The 17,247-nt window shown below is 59.3% G+C and carries 16 protein-coding genes; 7 read left to right on the top strand and 9 right to left on the bottom strand.

Annotated features, from left to right (window positions below; genetic code table 11):
- Positions 1–196: 196 nt before the first annotated feature.
- From NIT7645_RS16670 to NIT7645_RS16640, 7 genes are all read right to left on the bottom strand, one after another.
- Entirely contained in the window at positions 197–2,686 is a 2,490-nt protein-coding gene (locus NIT7645_RS16670; RefSeq protein ID WP_278245788.1) for a GcvT family protein, read from the bottom strand.
- Positions 2,687–2,734: 48 nt separating this feature from the next.
- Complete coding sequence (locus NIT7645_RS16665; protein WP_050687596.1) at positions 2,735–3,766, bottom strand: GlxA family transcriptional regulator; 1,032 nt, start codon at positions 3,764–3,766, stop codon at positions 2,735–2,737.
- A complete protein-coding gene (locus NIT7645_RS16660) occupies positions 3,747–6,194 on the bottom strand; it encodes a GcvT family protein (RefSeq protein WP_008559925.1) in 2,448 nt (815 codons plus the stop codon). Before NIT7645_RS16660 ends, NIT7645_RS16665 begins: the two co-directional genes overlap by 20 nt.
- A 90-nt stretch (positions 6,195–6,284) precedes the next feature.
- Positions 6,285–6,911 (bottom strand): LysE family translocator, encoded by a 627-nt coding sequence (locus tag NIT7645_RS16655; RefSeq protein WP_050687594.1) that lies wholly within the window; start codon positions 6,909–6,911, stop codon positions 6,285–6,287.
- Entirely contained in the window at positions 6,911–7,480 is a 570-nt protein-coding gene (locus tag NIT7645_RS16650; RefSeq protein ID WP_008559056.1) for a helix-turn-helix domain-containing protein, read from the bottom strand. Before NIT7645_RS16650 ends, NIT7645_RS16655 begins: the two co-directional genes overlap by 1 nt.
- A 194-nt stretch (positions 7,481–7,674) precedes the next feature.
- Positions 7,675–8,133 carry a free L-methionine (R)-S-oxide reductase MsrC gene (gene msrC / locus NIT7645_RS16645; RefSeq protein ID WP_008561272.1) on the bottom strand — a complete coding sequence of 153 codons (459 nt, stop codon included), beginning with the start codon at positions 8,131–8,133 and terminating at the stop codon, positions 7,675–7,677.
- 90 nt (positions 8,134–8,223) lie between these two features.
- Complete coding sequence (locus NIT7645_RS16640; protein WP_008560436.1) at positions 8,224–9,396, bottom strand: thiolase family protein; 1,173 nt, start codon at positions 9,394–9,396, stop codon at positions 8,224–8,226.
- A 97-nt stretch (positions 9,397–9,493) separates the two neighbouring features.
- Between NIT7645_RS16640 and NIT7645_RS16635 the strand changes: the two genes are divergently transcribed.
- The 3 genes from NIT7645_RS16635 (at position 9,494) to NIT7645_RS16625 (ending at position 12,042) form a co-directional block, all read left to right on the top strand.
- Positions 9,494–9,838 (top strand): STAS domain-containing protein, encoded by a 345-nt coding sequence (locus NIT7645_RS16635; RefSeq protein ID WP_008559381.1) that lies wholly within the window; start codon positions 9,494–9,496, stop codon positions 9,836–9,838.
- Positions 9,839–9,873: 35 nt separating this feature from the next.
- A complete protein-coding gene (locus tag NIT7645_RS16630) occupies positions 9,874–10,320 on the top strand; it encodes an ATP-binding protein (RefSeq protein ID WP_050687592.1) in 447 nt (148 codons plus the stop codon).
- 147 nt (positions 10,321–10,467) lie between these two features.
- Positions 10,468–12,042 (top strand): gamma-glutamyltransferase family protein, encoded by a 1,575-nt coding sequence (locus NIT7645_RS16625; RefSeq protein ID WP_008559676.1) that lies wholly within the window; start codon positions 10,468–10,470, stop codon positions 12,040–12,042.
- A 52-nt stretch (positions 12,043–12,094) separates the two neighbouring features.
- Here NIT7645_RS16625 and hspQ read toward each other — a convergent pair whose 3' ends face one another.
- On the bottom strand, positions 12,095–12,421 hold the full coding sequence (gene hspQ / locus NIT7645_RS16620; RefSeq protein WP_008560778.1) for a heat shock protein HspQ: 327 nt from the start codon (positions 12,419–12,421) through the stop codon (positions 12,095–12,097).
- A 236-nt stretch (positions 12,422–12,657) separates the two neighbouring features.
- Here hspQ and NIT7645_RS16615 point away from each other — a divergent pair, with 236 nt between their 5' ends.
- From NIT7645_RS16615 to NIT7645_RS16605, 3 genes are read left to right on the top strand one after another with little or no spacing between them, the layout of a single operon-like run.
- Entirely contained in the window at positions 12,658–13,593 is a 936-nt protein-coding gene (locus NIT7645_RS16615) for a tetratricopeptide repeat protein (protein ID WP_037303005.1), read from the top strand.
- Positions 13,594–13,621: 28 nt separating this feature from the next.
- Positions 13,622–14,263, top strand: a complete 642-nt coding sequence (locus NIT7645_RS16610) for an LON peptidase substrate-binding domain-containing protein (RefSeq protein WP_037302598.1) — start codon at positions 13,622–13,624, stop codon at positions 14,261–14,263.
- Positions 14,260–14,469 (top strand): Trm112 family protein, encoded by a 210-nt coding sequence (locus NIT7645_RS16605; RefSeq protein ID WP_008561237.1) that lies wholly within the window; start codon positions 14,260–14,262, stop codon positions 14,467–14,469. Before NIT7645_RS16610 ends, NIT7645_RS16605 begins: the two co-directional genes overlap by 4 nt.
- Positions 14,470–14,518: 49 nt before the next feature.
- On the opposite strand, the gene NIT7645_RS16600 is transcribed toward NIT7645_RS16605, so the two are convergent.
- Positions 14,519–15,745, bottom strand: a complete 1,227-nt coding sequence (locus tag NIT7645_RS16600; protein ID WP_008561159.1) for an FAD-dependent monooxygenase — start codon at positions 15,743–15,745, stop codon at positions 14,519–14,521.
- A 91-nt stretch (positions 15,746–15,836) separates the two neighbouring features.
- Between NIT7645_RS16600 and NIT7645_RS16595 the strand changes: the two genes are divergently transcribed.
- Positions 15,837–17,165 carry an amidase gene (locus tag NIT7645_RS16595; RefSeq protein ID WP_050687590.1) on the top strand — a complete coding sequence of 443 codons (1,329 nt, stop codon included), beginning with the start codon at positions 15,837–15,839 and terminating at the stop codon, positions 17,163–17,165.
- The last annotated feature ends 82 nt before the right edge of the window (positions 17,166–17,247 follow it).

Raw genomic sequence — 17,247 nt, 5'->3', positions numbered from 1 at the left:
GTGCCCCTTTTCCTTGCGACAAAGTTGATCCGCAGGATTGCAGCTCTCTCAAGAGTGAAGCGGACACGCCTTTATCGCAGCTCTGCGAAAAAGAAAAAGAGACCTTTGTGTTATCACCGGCATCAACAAAAATGATGGCCCGCAGTCAAATGATCGACTGCGGGCCAATGTTTCACGTGAGAGAGCGGAGCGGCAGTCAGGCCTTCACACGCTCCGATTTGGGGTCGTACATCGGCTTCAGCGACGCCTCGGCCTGCACCTTCACACCGCAGACGTCGATCTCGTAGGTCGATCCCAGCACATCTGCTGCGCTTTCTCCTTCGCACGGCACATAGCCCATGCCGATGGCGGCACCCAGCGTATGGCCATAGTTGCCAGAGCTGAGGTAGCCCACGTATTTGCCGTCGCGGATGATCGGTTCGTTGTGGAACAAGAGCGGCTCAGGGTCCGTCAGCTTGAACTGAACCATCCGGGCCTTGGGGCCGGTTTCCTTGCGCTCCAGCACCGCAGCCTTGCCAATGAAATCGTCCTTGCCGGTGGCGACGGCAAAGCCGAGCCCTGCGTCGACCACATTGTCCTCGCAGGTGATGTCATGGCCGAAGTGGCGAAAGCCCTTCTCGATCCGGCAGCTGTCCATCATGTGCATCCCGCAGAGCTTGAGCCCCATGTCCTGACCCGCTTCCCACAGGGTCTCAAACGCGTGGCCCGCCATGTCTGCACCGACATAGATTTCCCAGCCCAGTTCACCCACGTAGGTCACCCGGTGCACACGAGCGAGGCCCATGCCCAGTTCGATCTCTTGCGCGGTACCAAAGGGGTTCACCTCATTGGAGAAATCATTGGGCGACACTTTCTGCAGCAGCTTGCGCGCATTCGGGCCCATCACCGCCAGCACGCCCTCGCCTGCGGTCACGTCGGTGATCACCACGCGATGATCGCCCTTGTGGCGCATCATCCAGGTCTGGTCGGCAAGGCGGGTCACCGCAGGGGTCACCACCAGATAGACGGTCTCGCTCAGGCGGGTGACGGTCACATCCGCCTCAATCCCGCCGCGGCTGTTCAGGAACTGGGTGTAGACGATCTTGCCCGCCGGAACCGAGACATTGGCACCGCAAATGTAGTTCAGGAACTTTTCGGCATCCGGGCCTTCGACGCGGATCTTGCCGAAGGAAGACATGTCGTACATGCCGACGTTTTCGCGCACAGCGTGATGTTCAGCGGCGGAGTTTTCAAACCAGTTCTGGCGCTTCCAGCTGTACTGATACTCGCGCTCTTGGCCGTCGTTGGCAAACCAGTTGGCACGCTCCCAGCCGCCGATTTCGCCGAATACGGCGCCCTGTTCCTTAAGGTGATAATGGAACGGGGTGCGGCGCACGCCGCGGGCAGTTGCCTTTTGCCGGTAGGGGAAGTGGTCAGCGTACAAAAGGCCCAGGGTCTCTTTTGAGCGTTCAAACAGATAGTGCTTGTTGCCTTGGAACGGGTGCATGCGCGAGATATCGACGTCGCCCAGGTCAAACGGTTTCTGGCCGTCTTCCATCCACTGCGCCAGCGCCATACCTGCGCCGCCCGCGGACTGGATGCCGATAGAGTTGAAGCCCGCAGCAACCCAGAAGTTGTCCATCTCCGGCGCCAGGCCCAGGTGGTAGGCATCATCCGGGGTAAAGGACTCCGGACCGTTGAAGAAGGTGTGGATACCGGCCTCGGCCAGCATCGGCATACGGTTGCAGGCGGCTTCCAGGATCGGCTCGAAGTGGTCGAAGTCTTCCGGCAGCTGGTCGAATTCAAAGGTGTCAGGGATGCCGTTCATCGCCCAGGGTTTGGCGTTTGGCTCAAACGCCCCCAGCAGGATCTTACCCGCATCTTCCTTGTAATACGCGCATTCGTCAGGCACCCGCAGGACCGGCATCTGGGTGAGACCATTGATGCCTTCGGTGACGATGTAAAAATGCTCGCAGGCGTGCAGCGGTACGTTGACGCCAGCCATCCGGCCGACCTCATGGCCCCACATCCCGGCGCAGTTCACCACCATGTCGGCCTGGATGTGACCCTGGGACTGGCCATCATCGCTGATCCAGTCGACACCAGTGACGCGACGGCCATTTTTGGAGATACCCGTGACCTTGATCCGCTCCTTGACCAGCGCGCCGCGCTGGCGGGCGCCTTTGGCGAGAGCCAGCGCGATGTTTGCGGGATCACCCTGACCGTCCTTGGGCAGCCATACCCCGCCGGTAACATCACCCACGTTCAGATGCTCGTAGCGGTCCTTGACCTCAGCAGGAGAGATTTCCTCGACATCGACGCCAAACGCACGCGCCATGGCGGCCTGGCGGAATATCTCTTCCTTGCGCTCTTCCGTCAGGGCCACGGTGATAGAACCGCAACGTTTGAAGCCCGTGGCGACGCCGGTTTCTGTCTCCAGCGAGCCGTAGAGTTCCTGACTGTATTTCGCCAACTTGGTCATGTTGGCGGTCGCGCGCAGCTGGGCGATCAGGCCCGCGGCGTGCCAAGTGGTGCCGGAAGTCAGCTGCTTGCGCTCCAGCAGAACCACATCCTTCCAGCCCAGCTTGGTCAGATGATAGGCCACCGAACATCCGATCACACCACCGCCGATAATGACCACGCGGGCCTTGTTGGGAAGATCGCTCATCTCATGTCTCCAGATCTCTCTTTGGTCTGAGAATGACACGATCAGGCGACACAAAATGTATGAAAAACGCCAAGAAGACCCGAGATTTCACCCGCCCCTTCTTCCCCCTCCCGAAGCCCGCCCATTTTCCAGCCGCGATTTGCGAAGGCTAAGGGGGGTTATCCCGAAAAAGGCCTTGTATAGGGTCGAAAACCCATTCGAAAATCCACAAGCCAGCCCAATCTCCCGAACGCTCATCGTTGTGTTGAGAAGCAGGTTATTCGCCTTGTTCAGCCGCATTTCTCGATAAAAACCATTGGGTGTCGTCCCCAGATAGGTTTTGAATTTTCGCTCAAGCGATCGGGTCGAGATACCGAGGTGATCGACGATTTCGTTGATGGGCAGCGGATCCTCGATGTGATCCTGCATGACGCGGATTGCCTGGTCCAGATCTGCATCACCTGTGATCGTCGGCTTCACCCCTGAAAAAGGCTGCAAAGAACCATAGTCGCGCACTTTCTCATGCAGCAGAATGTTGGCGACCGTCATCTGCGCGGCGGCTGTTGTCAGCTGACCAATCAAGGTGAGAACCACATCCACAGTGGCCCCCATCCCGGCGCAAGTGACCACCTGGCCGTCTTCGCTGGCGAGCGCGAAGTTGGCGTCAAACAACCCCGAGCGCTCCCGCAGGAGTGTGGCATTCTCCCAATGCGTGGTATGCAGTCGGCCGTCACTCGCATGATCGCGGATATATCTGCTGGCTGCTTCCGCCAAAAGATATACCTTAGCGCCCCGGGTTCGGTAGGTTGCAATTTCCGGCCCAAGGGACAAGGCAGGGCAATCCGGATCACTGTTGCCAAGGACGAAAACGCAGTCCGCATCAGGGCGCGGCACAAAGGGGTCGGTTTCGACAACAGCGCCCGCCCGGCAACCGACCTTTCCGCCTGCGGCAGAGCGTAATGTCCACTGAAACGGTGGCTGTGCCAGCACCCGGTTCGCCAGCCGCAGCGGCTCTATCACTGCCGAGAATTCGGTCAGGACGAACCCCTCGGCAAGCAGGATGTCTACCTGCCAGGGGCCATGCCCCGCCCCGGTCTCATGGGGCGGGATGTCGCGCGGATCAGGCGCGGAGCCGTTCATTGTCCGGATCCCACATCGGCGCATCGGCCTGAACGACAGCACGGCACAGCTCTCCGTAGATGTCGACCTGCAGTTCGGTTCCCGGCTCTGCCAGATCTGCGCGCACCATTCCCAGCGCTATTGATGCACCAACACGGTAGCCCCATGCTCCCGAAGTGGTTTCACCCACAATCGCATCCCCGTGGCGAATGCAGGACATGTAAGGGGCATCTGCTTCACCGGCATCGACCTTCAAGGTCACAAACCGCTTGGCCACACCGCGCTGCTTTTCCGCCAAAATGGCAGCCTTCCCGGGAAACGCCTGCGGCTTGTCGAGCTTCACGAACCGCTCCAGCCCACCTTCCAACAGCGAATAGTCTGTTGAGAGGTCACCTTTCCAGGCGCGATAGCCTTTCTCGATCCGCAGAGAATTCAGCGCATACATGCCAAAGGGAACTGCGCCTGCCTCCAGGACAGCCTCATAGATTACCGGCATATCTTCGTTCAGTGCGTGAACCTCCCAACCCAGCTCCCCGGCGAATGACACCCGGATAAGGAATGCCTCACGGCCCGCGACGGTCGCCGATTGATGGGTGAGCCATCCGCTCTCGAAATCGCCATCACTGAGACCTGCAAGAATGTCGCGAGACTTCGGGCCTGTCACGATCAGCGTGTCGCGTGTGGTGGTAACATCCTCCACGGAAACAGAGGCGGGCATCGCAGAAAGCAGAATATCCCTGTCATGCCACTGCGCCGTCGCTGCGGTGATCATCATGAACGCCTCATCCGCCAATCGGACACAGGACATCTCTGTCAGAATGCGACCGCGGTCATCAGCGATATAGACCAGATTGATCCGGCCCACCTTTGGCAGACCACCTGTTATGAGACCTCGCAGCGCCTCGGCGGCGCCTTCGCCTGTGACCATGAACCGCGAAAAGCCCGGCAGATCCAGAACCCCGCAATGGTCACGCACGGCCTCACATTCTTCCTTGATGCGCTGTTCCCACGGGCCTGACCGGCCCCATGTATGCGTGGCTTCAAGGGATGTGTCATCGCCGGGCTTGGCAAACCAATTTGCCCGCTCCCACCCGTTGTAGGCCCCCATCTGTCCGCCCAGTTCTTTGACCTTGGCGTGTACGGGCGACAGCTTCTTCTCACGCGCAGCGGGCCATTCGTGGTGCGGGAAGTGCATGGCATATTCGTTGCCATAAACTTCCATGCCCTTTTGGTTGCAATAATCCTGATCGGTGTAGTCGGTGTAACGACGTGGATCGACAGCCCACATGTCCCATTCGGTATGACCATCCACGATCCACTCTGCCAGCACCTTGCCAGCACCACCGCCCTGCGCGATGCCAAAGGTGAAGGTGTGCGCCTCAAACGCGTTGCTGACACCAGGCATGGGGCCGATCAATGGCAGACCATCCGGCGCATAGGGAATCGGCCCGTTGATGACGCGACCGACACCGGATGTCGCCATCAAAGGAACCCGTTCCATAGCATCTGTGACGATATCCTCGATGCGGTCCAGATCGTCATTCCAAAGCTGAAAGCTGAAATCCTCGGGCATCGGATCATCTTCGGTCATCCAATGCCCCCTGCAATTCGGCTCATAGGGGCCAAGGTTAAAGCCGTTCTTCTCCTGCCTCAGGTAATATGAGACATCCACGTCGCGCAGCAGCGGCAGCTTGCCTCCATTTTCCTTGGACCAAGCCTCGACCTCCGGGACTTCATCGGTCAGAAGATACTGGTGGCTCATCACCATGGCCGGCACCGTACGGCCACCATAGGGTTTGAACCATTCCCCGACGCGCTGTGCATAGTAACCCGCAGCATTGACCACGTAATCGCAGGTGATGTCGCCCTTTTCCGTATGGACGATCCAGCTGCCATCATCTTTCTGGGTAACATCCGTGGCCGGGCAGAAACGGACGATCTTCTGTCCCAGGTCCCGCGCGCCTTTGGCCAAGGCCTGGGTCAGCTGGGCCGGATCGATATCCCCATCGGTCGGATCATACAGCACCCCTTCGAGATCATGCGTCTCCAGAAACGGATAACGCGCCTTTGCCTGTTCGGGGGTCCACATCTCCATCGGAATGCCCTGATAGCGGCCCATCGACATGGCGCGCTCAAACTCCTGCATCCGTTCCTTGCTATGCGCGAGCCGGATCGAACCCGAGACATGATAATTCATTGGATAGTCCACCTCGTCAGCGAGGCGCGAATACAGCTCGGTCGAATAGCGCTGCATGTTCATGATCGCCCAAGAGGTCGAGAACGTCGGCACATTACCCGCTGCATGCCAGGTCGACCCCGCCGTCAGCTCGTTCTTCTCAAGGAGCACACAATCGCTCCACCCCTTTTTGGCAAGATGATAGAGCGCCGAGCAGCCGACGACACCGCCGCCGATGATGACCACCTTGGCCTTGGTTGGAAAATCAGACATGGTGCCTCCCTGTGTGGCAAAGACCTCTTTGGGTCCTGGTTGCATGTTCCGCCCTGGAACGGATGAGATATGTTTGAAAGATGCGCGACCTCATCGCATGCCCGCCTGCGGCGCAGAGCTGAGTCCCAAAAGAACGCCGTAGATGACAAAACAGATGGCCAGCAGACGGCGAATCCAGACATTGAACACCGCCGCCATCGCAGCCTTGCCCATGACAACCCCGATCAGTGTGAACCCGGTATAGCTGAGCGTCGTCAGAACCAGCGCCGTCGGCATGATCACGACCATCTGCTCCCAGATCGGCACATTCGGCTGAACAAATTGGGAAAAAGCAGCAAGATATCCGGCCACGCTCTTGGGATTGATCGTCGCTATCGCCAATGCGTGCAGATAGACATGGCGGACAGGCCGCTCCGTCTGGGGCACCGGTCGCGTGGCATTTTGCCAACCGCGCAGTCCCAGATAGATCAGGAAGCCCGCTCCTATCATTTTCGCCAGCCAGACCCCGGTCGGAGACGCCGCAATCAGCGCGGTCACCCCAAGCGCAGACAGAACGAGAAACAGGCTCGCCTGGGTCAGAATGGCAAGAACTCCCACCATCGCCCGCAGAAAACCAAGGTTCATTCCGTTTGAAATGCAGTTGACGGCGTTCGGGCCCGGCGTGGTGACAAACACCGCCCAGAACAAGGCAAAAACACTCCAGGCTTCGAAACTCATCAGTACACCGGCGGAGCAATGACCCAAACGGCAACGCAGGGCTCATCATAGGGGTTCGACCACTGATAGGGTTCGTGGCGGATCCGGAAACTATCTCCCGGCCCGACTGAGAATTCCCGCCCACCAATGACCAGATCCAACCGGCCTGAGATCACATAACCCACCTCCTGAGTCGGCCGATCTGCGGGCGTCTGCATCTGTGACCGGGGCTGAAATGTGGAGTGCACCATTTCGAAATCATCGGTCAGATCAGGAGACAACAGCTCTTCAATCAACCCCTCCTCGCCCGAGCCCATCGGTCGGCGCGCGCCTGCCCGCACCACATATCCCTGCTCATCAGCGGGGGAGGCAGAATGGGCAAACAACATGGACATCGGAACATCGAGACATTTGGCGATGGCCCGCAGATCAGAGATCGAGGGCTCGGATTTGTCCCGTTCCACCTGGCTCAACCAACCAACCGAACGCCCAAGTCTCGCGGCCAGGTCTGTAAGGGTGAGGCTGCGCGACTTACGCAGCGCACGCAAATCAGCACCAAGGGTGGCAGGCTGGGGGCTTTGATCGGTCACAGATATGTCTCGTGAAAAAATGATCTACTTTTTCACAGTGGCGCGAGTCGGTGAAAATTCCAAGCATTTTTTCATTCTCTGCCCCGCTCCCACCCCAAAACGCAAACAGCCCGGCACAGGCGCCAGGCTGTCATCTTTCCCCAAATACTCTGGGGTGAGGCCCGTCAGGGCCGAGGGGCAAAGCCCCTGCGCATTCACAGGCGGCCAAAAACCGCCTTCAGAATTTCCGTCAGCGCCTTCGCATCTTCCGAGGTAAAGGCGTCAGGCAGATCACTGTCCAGATCAAACACCGCGATAACCTCCCCGGCACCGTTCAAGACCGGCAGAACCAGTTCGGATCGGGTCGATGAGGCGCAGGCGATGTGACCAGGGAAGGCGTCGACATCCGGCACCAATTGCACCTCGCCGGTGCGCGCGGCCGCACCGCAAACCCCACGACTAAAAGGGATCTGCAGACAACCATGTCCCCCCTGATAGGGGCCGATCTTCAACAGTTCCGGTGCCACAACCCTGTAAAACCCGGTCCAGTTGAACCGTTCATCACTGTGATGCACCTCGCAGGCGACCGTCGCCATCAGCGCCACATCATCGGTTTCCCCCTCGGTGAGGGCAGCAATTGTTCGGGCCAGATCGGCGTAATCTACTCGTGTCATTTCAGTCTCTGCAGGTCAAAGGACAGGAAGGGGGCATTTCTGCCCCCTTCCCTGCGATTGGTCAATTGTCAGCAGTCACAGCTGTCGAAATCAGTCGCGCTCGATCGCGATGGCCGTGCCTTCGCCACCTCCGATGCAGATCGCTGCGATCCCACGCTTGAGCCCGCGCTTTTCCAGCGCGTTCAGCAATGTGACCATGATCCGCGCGCCAGATGCACCGATCGGATGCCCCAACGCACAGGCCCCGCCGTTCACGTTCACCTTGTCACGCGGGATACCCATCTCGCGCATGAAAGCCATCGGCACGACGGCAAAGGCTTCGTTTACCTCCCAGAGATCCACATCATCGACGCTCCAGCCCAGGCGATCCATCAGCTTGCGCGCCGCCGGCACCGGTGCCGTGGTAAAAAGGCCCGGCGCCTGCGCATGACTCGCATGACCCATGACCCGCGCCCGCACGGTCAGCCCCTGCGCCTCGGCGGCCTCGGCCGACGCCATGACGAGGGCCGCTGCCCCATCAGAAATCGACGACGCATTGGCCGCCGTAACGGTTCCATCCTTGCGGAATGCAGGCTTCAGAGTGGGGATCTTGTCCGGTCGCGCGGACTTGGGCTGCTCATCAGCATCGGTCACAACCTCACCCTTGCGGGTTTTCACAGTGACAGCGGCGATCTCACCATCAAAAGCGCCGCTCTCCTGCGCTTCCAACGCGTTGGACAGGGACTTCAGCGCATAGTCATCCTGCTCTTCGCGGGTGAACTGATAGGTTTCTGCGCAATCCTCGGCAAAGGTTCCCATCAGACGGCCCTTGTCGTAGGCGTCTTCCAGACCATCCAGGAACATGTGGTCAACGACCTGGCCGTGACCGATCCGCGCACCACCGCGCATTTTGGGCAGCAGGTAGGGGGCGTTGGTCATGCTTTCCATGCCGCCTGCGATCATCGTGTCTGTCTGCCCCAGCGCGATCTGGTCATAGGCAATCATCGCAGCCTTCATGCCAGAGCCGCACATCTTGTTGAGCGTTGTGGCAGGAACCTCTTCGCCCAACCCCGCAGCAAAGCCAGCTTGGCGCGCAGGCGCCTGGCCCTGCCCTGCGGGCAAAACGCAGCCCATCAGCACCTCATCGACGGTCTTGGCACGCGCGCCTTCCAGCGCCGCACGGATCGCTGTCCCGCCCAGATCAGCCGCAGAGACACCATCGTACATGCCCTGAAACCCACCCATCGGCGTGCGGGCCGCACCCGCAATAACAACAGTTTTCATCAATTATTCCTCCCAATGTCGAAATAGTGCATACAAAATCGTAAGGATTAACGTCTAGATTGATCGTCAACACATATTGACGCGGGGACACTCACTCATGAGCCTGACCAGTACAACAGCCGATGGAACACAGATCGTAACCGTCAATGCCGAACGTATTGATGCAGCTATGGCAATCCAGTTCAAGGAGGACATGCGCTCCACGACCGAGAATGGTCCGGATCGCGTCATTCTCGATCTGTCAGAAGTCAAATTCATTGATTCGAGTGGCTTGGGCGCCATCGTTGCAGCGATGAAACAGCTGGGCCAAGGTCGCAAACTGGATCTCGCCGGCCTCACACCGATGGTGGACAAGGTGTTTCGTCTGACCCGCATGGATACTGTCTTTGACCTGTACCCCTCCCTGCCGGATGCGCAGGCGGTGAACCGCGTAGAATCTTGATTCAGGGCGCGCTGAAAAGGCGGAGCGACACGATCATGGTAGATAGTTTTTCCTGCTCGTTCACAGCGACTGAACTGGCTGCCCGCACGGGCGTTCAGGATGTTGTGAACCGTCTGCGTGAAATGGGCGTCCCCGAAGCCCGCGCAGACGAGGTTCAGATTGCCCTGACCGAGGCAGTGAACAACGTGGTCGAACATGCCTATGCGGGCATGGACGTGGGCGATGTGCGCATCCGCTGCAATCTCGACCCCGAACAGCTCTGGATATCAATTGGTGATGCGGGTGTTCCATTCAAGGATGGCCAACTCCCCGCTGGCACCCGACAAGACCTGAACGTCAGTCTGGAAGAGCTGCCAGAAGGCGGGTTTGGCTGGCTCTTGATCCGGGAACTTGCCACAGATGTTCAATATGAACGCAATGACGCAGGCAACAACCTATCCCTCCGCTTTGAAATCCAGATGCGCAATGCAAAGCCGGCCTAAGTTCGACAAAGGTCGGTTTTTTTGTGCTCCAGACCCGATTGGGTCAGCTTTCATGAACTTGTGAACAAAACCTGACGGCACGGCATCAGATTGCCATTGCCATCCCCCCTTCGCGCTCTAACCTTGCCCCAAGTTGGAGGAGGTATCATGCGCGATTTTCATTTCCCAGGCCGCTCAGCTGTTTACGCTGAAAATGGCATCTGTGCGACATCCCACCCTTTGGCGGCCGGAGTTGCCATCGACATCCTCAAACGCGGTGGAAACGCCATGGATGCCGCTATTGCAGGCGCTGTCCTTCTGGGAATCTGCGAACCGCAGATGACCGGGATTGGCGGCGATTGCTTTGCGCTTTATTCGCGACCGGGGGAGCCCGTGAAGGCGATGAACGGCTCTGGCCGCGCGCCCGCAGCTGCAGACGCCTCTGCCTTGCGCGCCCAAGGACACGACAGCATTCCACTCCGCAGCGCCCATGCCGTCACTGTGCCAGGTGCCATTGATGCCTTCTGCAAATTGTCCGAAGAAGAGGGCAAGCTGGGGCTTGATGCCCTTCTTGCTCCGGCGATCCACTACGCCGAGGCAGGCGTCCCGGTCGCGCCGCGCGTGGCATTTGACTGGCAAAACGATCAAGACACCCTGCAAGGAGCGGCCCGACAGTCGTACCTGATTGACGGCAAAGCGCCAACCATCGGGCAGATGTTCCGCGCGCCGGGGCAGGCAGAAGTCCTGCGCCGTATAGCAAAAGACGGTCGCGATGCCTTTTACTCGGGCGAGATCGCCGAAGACATGCTTTCGGCACTGAACGCCCTGGGCGGGGTGCATACCGCCGAAGACTTCGCTGGTGTGAGCGCGGATACCACCACCCCAGTCACGGGGGACTACAAAGGCATAGATCTAGTCGAGCATCCGCCAAACGGTCAGGGTGCGACCGCCATTCTCATGCTCAACATGCTCAAGCATTTTGACATCGCGGGCATGAACCCCCTCGGCGCCGAGCGCGTGCATATAGAAGCAGAGGCTGCCAAGCTCGCCTATGACGCCCGCAACCGGTTCATTGCTGACCCAGACCACACCAGTCGCCTTGACCACATGCTGTCACCCGAAACAGCCGTTCAGCTGGCCGAGTTGATCAACCCCCGAAAAGCCATGGCAGGCCCCAAGGCAATCAGCGAAGCGGTGCATAAGGACACGATCTACATCACCGTCGTCGACAAGGATCGGATGGCGGTATCGCTGATCTATTCGATTTTCCACGGCTTTGGCTCTGGCATCGCGTCGGAGAAGTTCGGCATCCTTTTGCAAAACCGTGGAGCCGGCTTCACTCTGGAGGACGGGCACCCCAACATGCTGGCGGGCGGAAAACGCCCGATGCACACGATCATCCCAGGCATGCTGCGCAAAGATGGGGAGGTTACGATGCCATTTGGCGTTATGGGCGGGGCCTATCAACCCTGCGGTCATGCACGGTTCGTCTCCAACTTGACCGATTTTGCCATGGACCCGCAGGCAGCGATTGATTTGCCCCGCGCCTTTGCAGATGGCGATGTCCTGAAAGTCGAGCGCGGCTATAGCGATGACGTGCGTCAGGAGCTGGCGAACATGGGGCATGACATCACCATCCCGGACACCGCAATCGGTGGCGCGCAGGCCATCCAGATCCATTCAGCCGGCATTCTTGAAGGGGCAAGCGATCCGCGCAAGGACGGCTGCGCTCTCGGCTATTGACGCATGTTGCCCCCATTTCTGCAGCACAGCAGTGGGGGCAGCGATCGGGAGATCAGTTCAGCTGATACTGCAGCGCGTAGACACCATCGTCAAAGCTTCCAAACATCTCTGACACATCAGGATGACCAATCGGCTCCCCGGAATAGTCGGGCAAGAGATTTTGCTCGGATACGTAGGCGACGTAATAGGTCTGATCGTTTTCAGCCAGCAGATGGTAATAAGGCTGTTCCTTGATTGGACGGCTGTCCTCGGGAATGGCCTGGTACCACTCTTCGGTGTTGGCGAATTCAGGATCCACATCAAAAACAACACCGCGAAAGGGATGCTTGCGATGCCGGACGACCTGACCAAGGCTGAATTTTGCGCGTGTTCTGAGCATGGATGCTGTACCTACTCTCTGAACATAGGGCGGGACAAGGGAAAATGTCCATAAAACGGCAGAGTTAACGTGGAAACAGACTGTAGGCAGAGATACGACAGTCCGCGATCTGCCGTCTCAATCCCTGAAACGCCCCCATATCTGCGCCGATCAGCTGCGGTTTCGGCGGTTCCGCTCTTGGTTTCTTGGCCGTCAGCTTTCATATAAGGGGCAACGACGAAATGGAGACAAAGCGCATGATCGATATTCTTGGCGGCGCGGGAGACAACGCCCCCGCAGGTGATCTGATCAAGGACGTTACCGAGGCCACCTTCATGCAGGACGTGGTCGACGCGTCGATGCAGGTACCGGTGATTGTTGATTTCTGGGCGCCATGGTGCGGCCCCTGCAAAACCCTTGGTCCGGCTCTGGAAGCCGCAGTGACCAAGGCAAAAGGCGCCGTGACAATGGCGAAGATCGACGTGGACCAGAACCAAAGGCTGGTTCAGGCTCTGGCGCAGCAGGGCCTGCCGCTGCAGTCGATCCCGACGGTTGTGGCTTTTGTACAGGGTCGCCCGATCGACATGTTTCAGGGCGCGGTCGCACCTTCAGAGATTGACGCCTTCATCAAGCGCGCAATCGAAGCCGGTGGCGGCTCTGCAGACGGCGGCTTGGGCGAAGCCGTCGAGATGGCCGAACAAATGCTGGCGGAAGGCAACATCGCGGATGCCGCTCAGACATTTGCTGCGGTGATCGGTGAAGACGACAAAAACGCCGCCGCCTACAGTGGTCTGGCCCGTGCGCATGTCGCGATGGGTGACCTGGATCAGGCAGAAGCAGTGCTGAACGGTGCCCCCGCCGAAATTTCGACTGCCGCCGAAATCGAAGCCGCCCATGCCCAGATCGCCCTGGCCCGTCAGGCCGAAAACGCGGGCCCGGTTGCAGAGCTGCGCGCAAAAGTGGACGCAAACCCGGATGATCTGCAGGCCCGTTTCGATCTTGCACAAGCGCTGCATGCCGCCGGTGATGCAGAAGCAGCGGTAGAAGAGCTGCTGGCCCTGTTCCGCAAGGACCGAGAATGGAACGACGGTGCTGCAAAAGCCCAGCTGTTCACCATTTTCGACGCACTCAAGCCCAACGATCCGATCGTGCTGAATGGGCGGCGCAAACTTAGCTCGATGATATTTGCCTAAGCGGACCCCAGCACTACAGTCCCTAGTCATGATACAGGCTAATGACTTGCCAGACACCTTGCCGGTGTTTCCGTTACCCGGGGCGCTTTTGCTGCCCCGGTCCCGACTGCCGTTGCACATCTTTGAACCTCGGTATCTTCAGATGCTGGAGGACGCATTAAAGACACCACAGCGGCTGATTGGGATGGTGCAACCTTTCCCCGGCAAGGACGGCACCAACGAACTGCATAGCATCGGCTGCGCCGGACGCGTTACCCAGTTCTCAGAAACAGAAGACGGGCGCTATCTGATCACGCTCTCTGGGGTTTCCAGATTCCGAATTTCAAACGAAATCGACGGTTTCACCCCGTACCGACGCTGCAAGATCACATGGGACGGCTTTGAACGGGATCTGGGCAAGGGCGAGCATGACACCCACTTTAACCGCCCTGGGTTTCTTGATCTGCTTGAGCGGTATTTTGAATCGCGCAACCTGTCGACCGATTGGGAAACGCTCAAGGATGCGGACGACGAATTGCTGATCAACTCGCTGTCCATGCTTCTGGACTTTGATCCGGAGGACAAACAAGCCTTGCTAGAGGCGCCCTGCCTTGCGACAAGACGCGAAACCCTCGTCACGCTGATCGAATTTCTTCTGCGTGGCGGCTCGCATGAGGAAACCCTGCAATGAGCCCTGACACCACCCATTCTGGTCAGCCCGAAGCCCCAGCCTTTGACCGCCGCATGCTTGAGGCTCTGGTTTGCCCCCGCACCCAGACGACGCTTGAATATGATGCTGATAGTCAGGAGCTTATTTCACGTGCCGCCAATCTCGCATTTCCCATCCGCAATGGCATTCCCGTAATGTTGGTGGATGAGGCGCGGGTTCTGGACTGATCCGTCAGACGACAAATGAAAAGCCGGGCCTGATGCCCGGCTTTTTTGGTCAGATCGGACGACCTTGCAAAAGGCGGGGCAAATCCCCTGTGAGGCCAGCCGCCTCTCGGATAAAAGTCTGGCGCAGGCCAGGGATAGCACCGACAACTCCCATCCCGATATCTCGACCCAAACGCAGCAACGGGTTGTCGTTGGAAAACAATCGATTGAATGCATCGGTTGCAGCCGCAAGGCTGGCGGTGTCAAAGCGGCGCCATTGCTGGTAGCGGTCTAGGACAAGCGAAGAAGCGATGTCTTCGCCCCGGCGCCTTGCCTCTGTCAGCACCTCTGCCAATGCACCAACATCACGAAGCCCAGCATTGAGCCCCTGCCCTGCGATCGGATGCACCCCATGGGCTGCATCACCAACCAGCGCCAGCCGCTCTGCGACAAAGGCATTCGCAAGCGTCAAATTCAGCGGATAGGTAAAGCGGTCCCCGGCCAGCCGGATGTCCCCCATGAAATCACCGAACCGCGGGCGCAGAATGGACAGATAGCTTTCTTCGTCGAGCGACTGGATGGCCGCCGCGCGATCGCTGCGCTCACTCCAGACGATCGAAGAGCGATTTCCAGGTAGCGGCAAAATGGCAAGTGGCCCGGGGGGCATGAAGAACTGATGGGCAATCCCGTTGTGCGGACGGTCGTGTTCGATTGCGCAGACCAGCGCGGTCTGCCCATAATCCCACCCGGTCCGCTTAATGCCGGCGCGTTCCGCGGTGCCACTGCGCCGCCCATCTGCCCCCACAAGCAAACGTCCCCGCAGACTATCTCCGCGGGCAAGCGTGACCGTCACGCCTGTGGCATCGGCGTCTTGCGCTATGACCGTCTGCTCATCAACCAGGGTGATCGCTGGCTCGGCCTCCATCGCGTCGCGCAAGGCCCGGCGGAGGTAACGATCCTCGATCATGTACCCCATCGGGCCTTCTTCGATTTCTGCGTGGTCGAAATGCATGAAAAAGGGCGAAGGCCCCTGTCCGGCACGCCCATCGGTCACTTTGATTTCCAGCATCGGCTGGGCTTGCCCTGCCACCGCGCCCCAGACGCCGATCTGGTCGATCAGTTTCTGGGAGGCCAAGGCCAGCGCGTAGCTGCGCCCGTCAAAATCTTCGCGCGCCCGCGCATCGCGGGGCAAGGCATCAATCAGCGTAACAGTATGTCCGGTCTGGGCCAGCGCCAGGGCCAGCGCCGGACCGTTAAGACCACCGCCGACGATCAGGATATCCGATGTGTTTTTCATGCCTCGCAATATGCCCCTGTCTTTGGGATTGTCCATGGGGCGCGGTGCCGCTACCGTCGCCTCATTTCGATAAGCAGGGAGAGACGCCGCGATGCAGGAATGGCTGACACAGACCGCAGCAGAGCTGGGACGCGGCATCGAGGCAGGGGAAATCTGCCCTCTGGCTTTGACCCAAACCTATCTGGACGCAATTGATGCGCACCCTCTGAGGGACCGCATATTCTCGGCGGTCACGCACGACCGCGCCATTGCCGAAGCCACCGCCGCCAAAGCGAGGGCAGAGCAAGGCCAGCGCCTGTCTTTGGTGGATGGTGTCCCGATCAGCTGGAAAGATCTGTTTGATACCGCAGGGACCGCAACAGAGTCTGGCTCCGATCTCCTCGCTGGGCGTATCCCGGATACCGATGCCTTGGTTCTGCGTGCCGCGACATCCCTTGGCACGGTCTGTCTCGGCAAAACCCATATGAGTGAGCTGGCTTTTTCGGGACTGGGTCTCAACCCGGTCAAGGCAACCCCACCGTGCGTGCATGACGCTGATGCCGCGCCTGGCGGCTCCTCCTCTGGTGCGGCGGCATCCGTCGCCTTTGGATTGGCGGCTTGCGGGATCGGCTCTGACACAGGGGGATCTGTGCGCATTCCTTCTGCCTGGAACGATCTCGTTGGCCTGAAAACCACCTCCGGTCGGCTCAGCCTGGAGGGGGTCGTTCCGCTTTGTCTGAAGTTCGACACCATCGGCCCGCTGGCACGCTCGGTCGAGGACGCCGCGATTTATCTGGGGGTGATGGAAGGGACATCCGGGCCAGATTTGCGGGGCAGTTCAATCAAGGGAATGCGCTTTGCAGACCTGCGGACCATCGCTCAGGACGATCTGGAGCCGACGATTGCCGACGCCTATGCCGATGCGCTGACCAAGCTGCGCAACGCTGGCGCCGACATCATCCCGCTTGAAGTTCCCGCCCTGCGAGAGGCGATGGGGCTCAGCCCAGTTCTGTTCACCGCTGAGGCATATGGCCTGTGGCGCGACGTGATCGAGGCGGCGCCACATCTGATGTTCCCGGAAATCCTGGAACGTTTCCGTTCGGGCAAGACGTTCAGCGGGCCGGACTATGTCGCTGCCTGGGCCAAGCTGGAACAGATTCGCATGGAATGGGATCAGGCCACAGCCGGTTTTGACGGCATCCTGTGCCCCGCCTCGCCGATCCTGCCCCCGAACATGCAGCGCCTTCAGGACGATCACGACTACTACGTGCGATCAAACCTTATGGCCCTTCGCAACACGCGGATCGGAAACCTGATGGGGCTTTGCGGTCTTTCTCTCCCGACAGGGGTGCCGTCATGCGGCCTGCAGATCCTCGGCCAACCCGATTGCGAAGAGGCTTTGCTGCGGGTTGGCGCCGCAGTGGAACAGGCACTGGCGTGAAAGCCACATTTTGCTCAGGCTGAAATTGCGCGGCTGGACGCAGGGGTATCGGCTCTGTACTTTGTTCGTAAACGGGACACTA

The organism is Phaeobacter italicus (assembly GCF_001258055.1).
Taxonomy (GTDB): Bacteria; Pseudomonadota; Alphaproteobacteria; order Rhodobacterales; family Rhodobacteraceae; genus Phaeobacter; species Phaeobacter italicus.
The sequence above is the reverse complement of the archived record's forward strand: the minus strand, read 5'-3'. Positions and strand labels throughout refer to the sequence as shown.

Coding starts and splice junctions, on each gene's coding strand:
- NIT7645_RS16665 (WP_050687596.1), bottom strand. CDS start 3,766: ATGAACGGCTCCGCGCCTGATCCGCGCGACATCCCGCCCCATGAGACC.
- NIT7645_RS16660 (WP_008559925.1), bottom strand. CDS start 6,194: ATGTCTGATTTTCCAACCAAGGCCAAGGTGGTCATCATCGGCGGCGGT.
- NIT7645_RS16655 (WP_050687594.1), bottom strand. CDS start 6,911: ATGAGTTTCGAAGCCTGGAGTGTTTTTGCCTTGTTCTGGGCGGTGTTT.
- msrC (WP_008561272.1), bottom strand. CDS start 8,133: ATGACACGAGTAGATTACGCCGATCTGGCCCGAACAATTGCTGCCCTC.
- NIT7645_RS16640 (WP_008560436.1), bottom strand. CDS start 9,396: ATGAAAACTGTTGTTATTGCGGGTGCGGCCCGCACGCCGATGGGTGGG.
- NIT7645_RS16635 (WP_008559381.1), top strand. CDS start 9,494: ATGAGCCTGACCAGTACAACAGCCGATGGAACACAGATCGTAACCGTC.
- NIT7645_RS16630 (WP_050687592.1), top strand. CDS start 9,874: ATGGTAGATAGTTTTTCCTGCTCGTTCACAGCGACTGAACTGGCTGCC.
- NIT7645_RS16625 (WP_008559676.1), top strand. CDS start 10,468: ATGCGCGATTTTCATTTCCCAGGCCGCTCAGCTGTTTACGCTGAAAAT.
- hspQ (WP_008560778.1), bottom strand. CDS start 12,421: ATGCTCAGAACACGCGCAAAATTCAGCCTTGGTCAGGTCGTCCGGCAT.
- NIT7645_RS16615 (WP_037303005.1), top strand. CDS start 12,658: ATGATCGATATTCTTGGCGGCGCGGGAGACAACGCCCCCGCAGGTGAT.
- NIT7645_RS16610 (WP_037302598.1), top strand. CDS start 13,622: ATGATACAGGCTAATGACTTGCCAGACACCTTGCCGGTGTTTCCGTTA.
- NIT7645_RS16605 (WP_008561237.1), top strand. CDS start 14,260: ATGAGCCCTGACACCACCCATTCTGGTCAGCCCGAAGCCCCAGCCTTT.
- NIT7645_RS16600 (WP_008561159.1), bottom strand. CDS start 15,745: ATGAAAAACACATCGGATATCCTGATCGTCGGCGGTGGTCTTAACGGT.
- NIT7645_RS16595 (WP_050687590.1), top strand. CDS start 15,837: ATGCAGGAATGGCTGACACAGACCGCAGCAGAGCTGGGACGCGGCATC.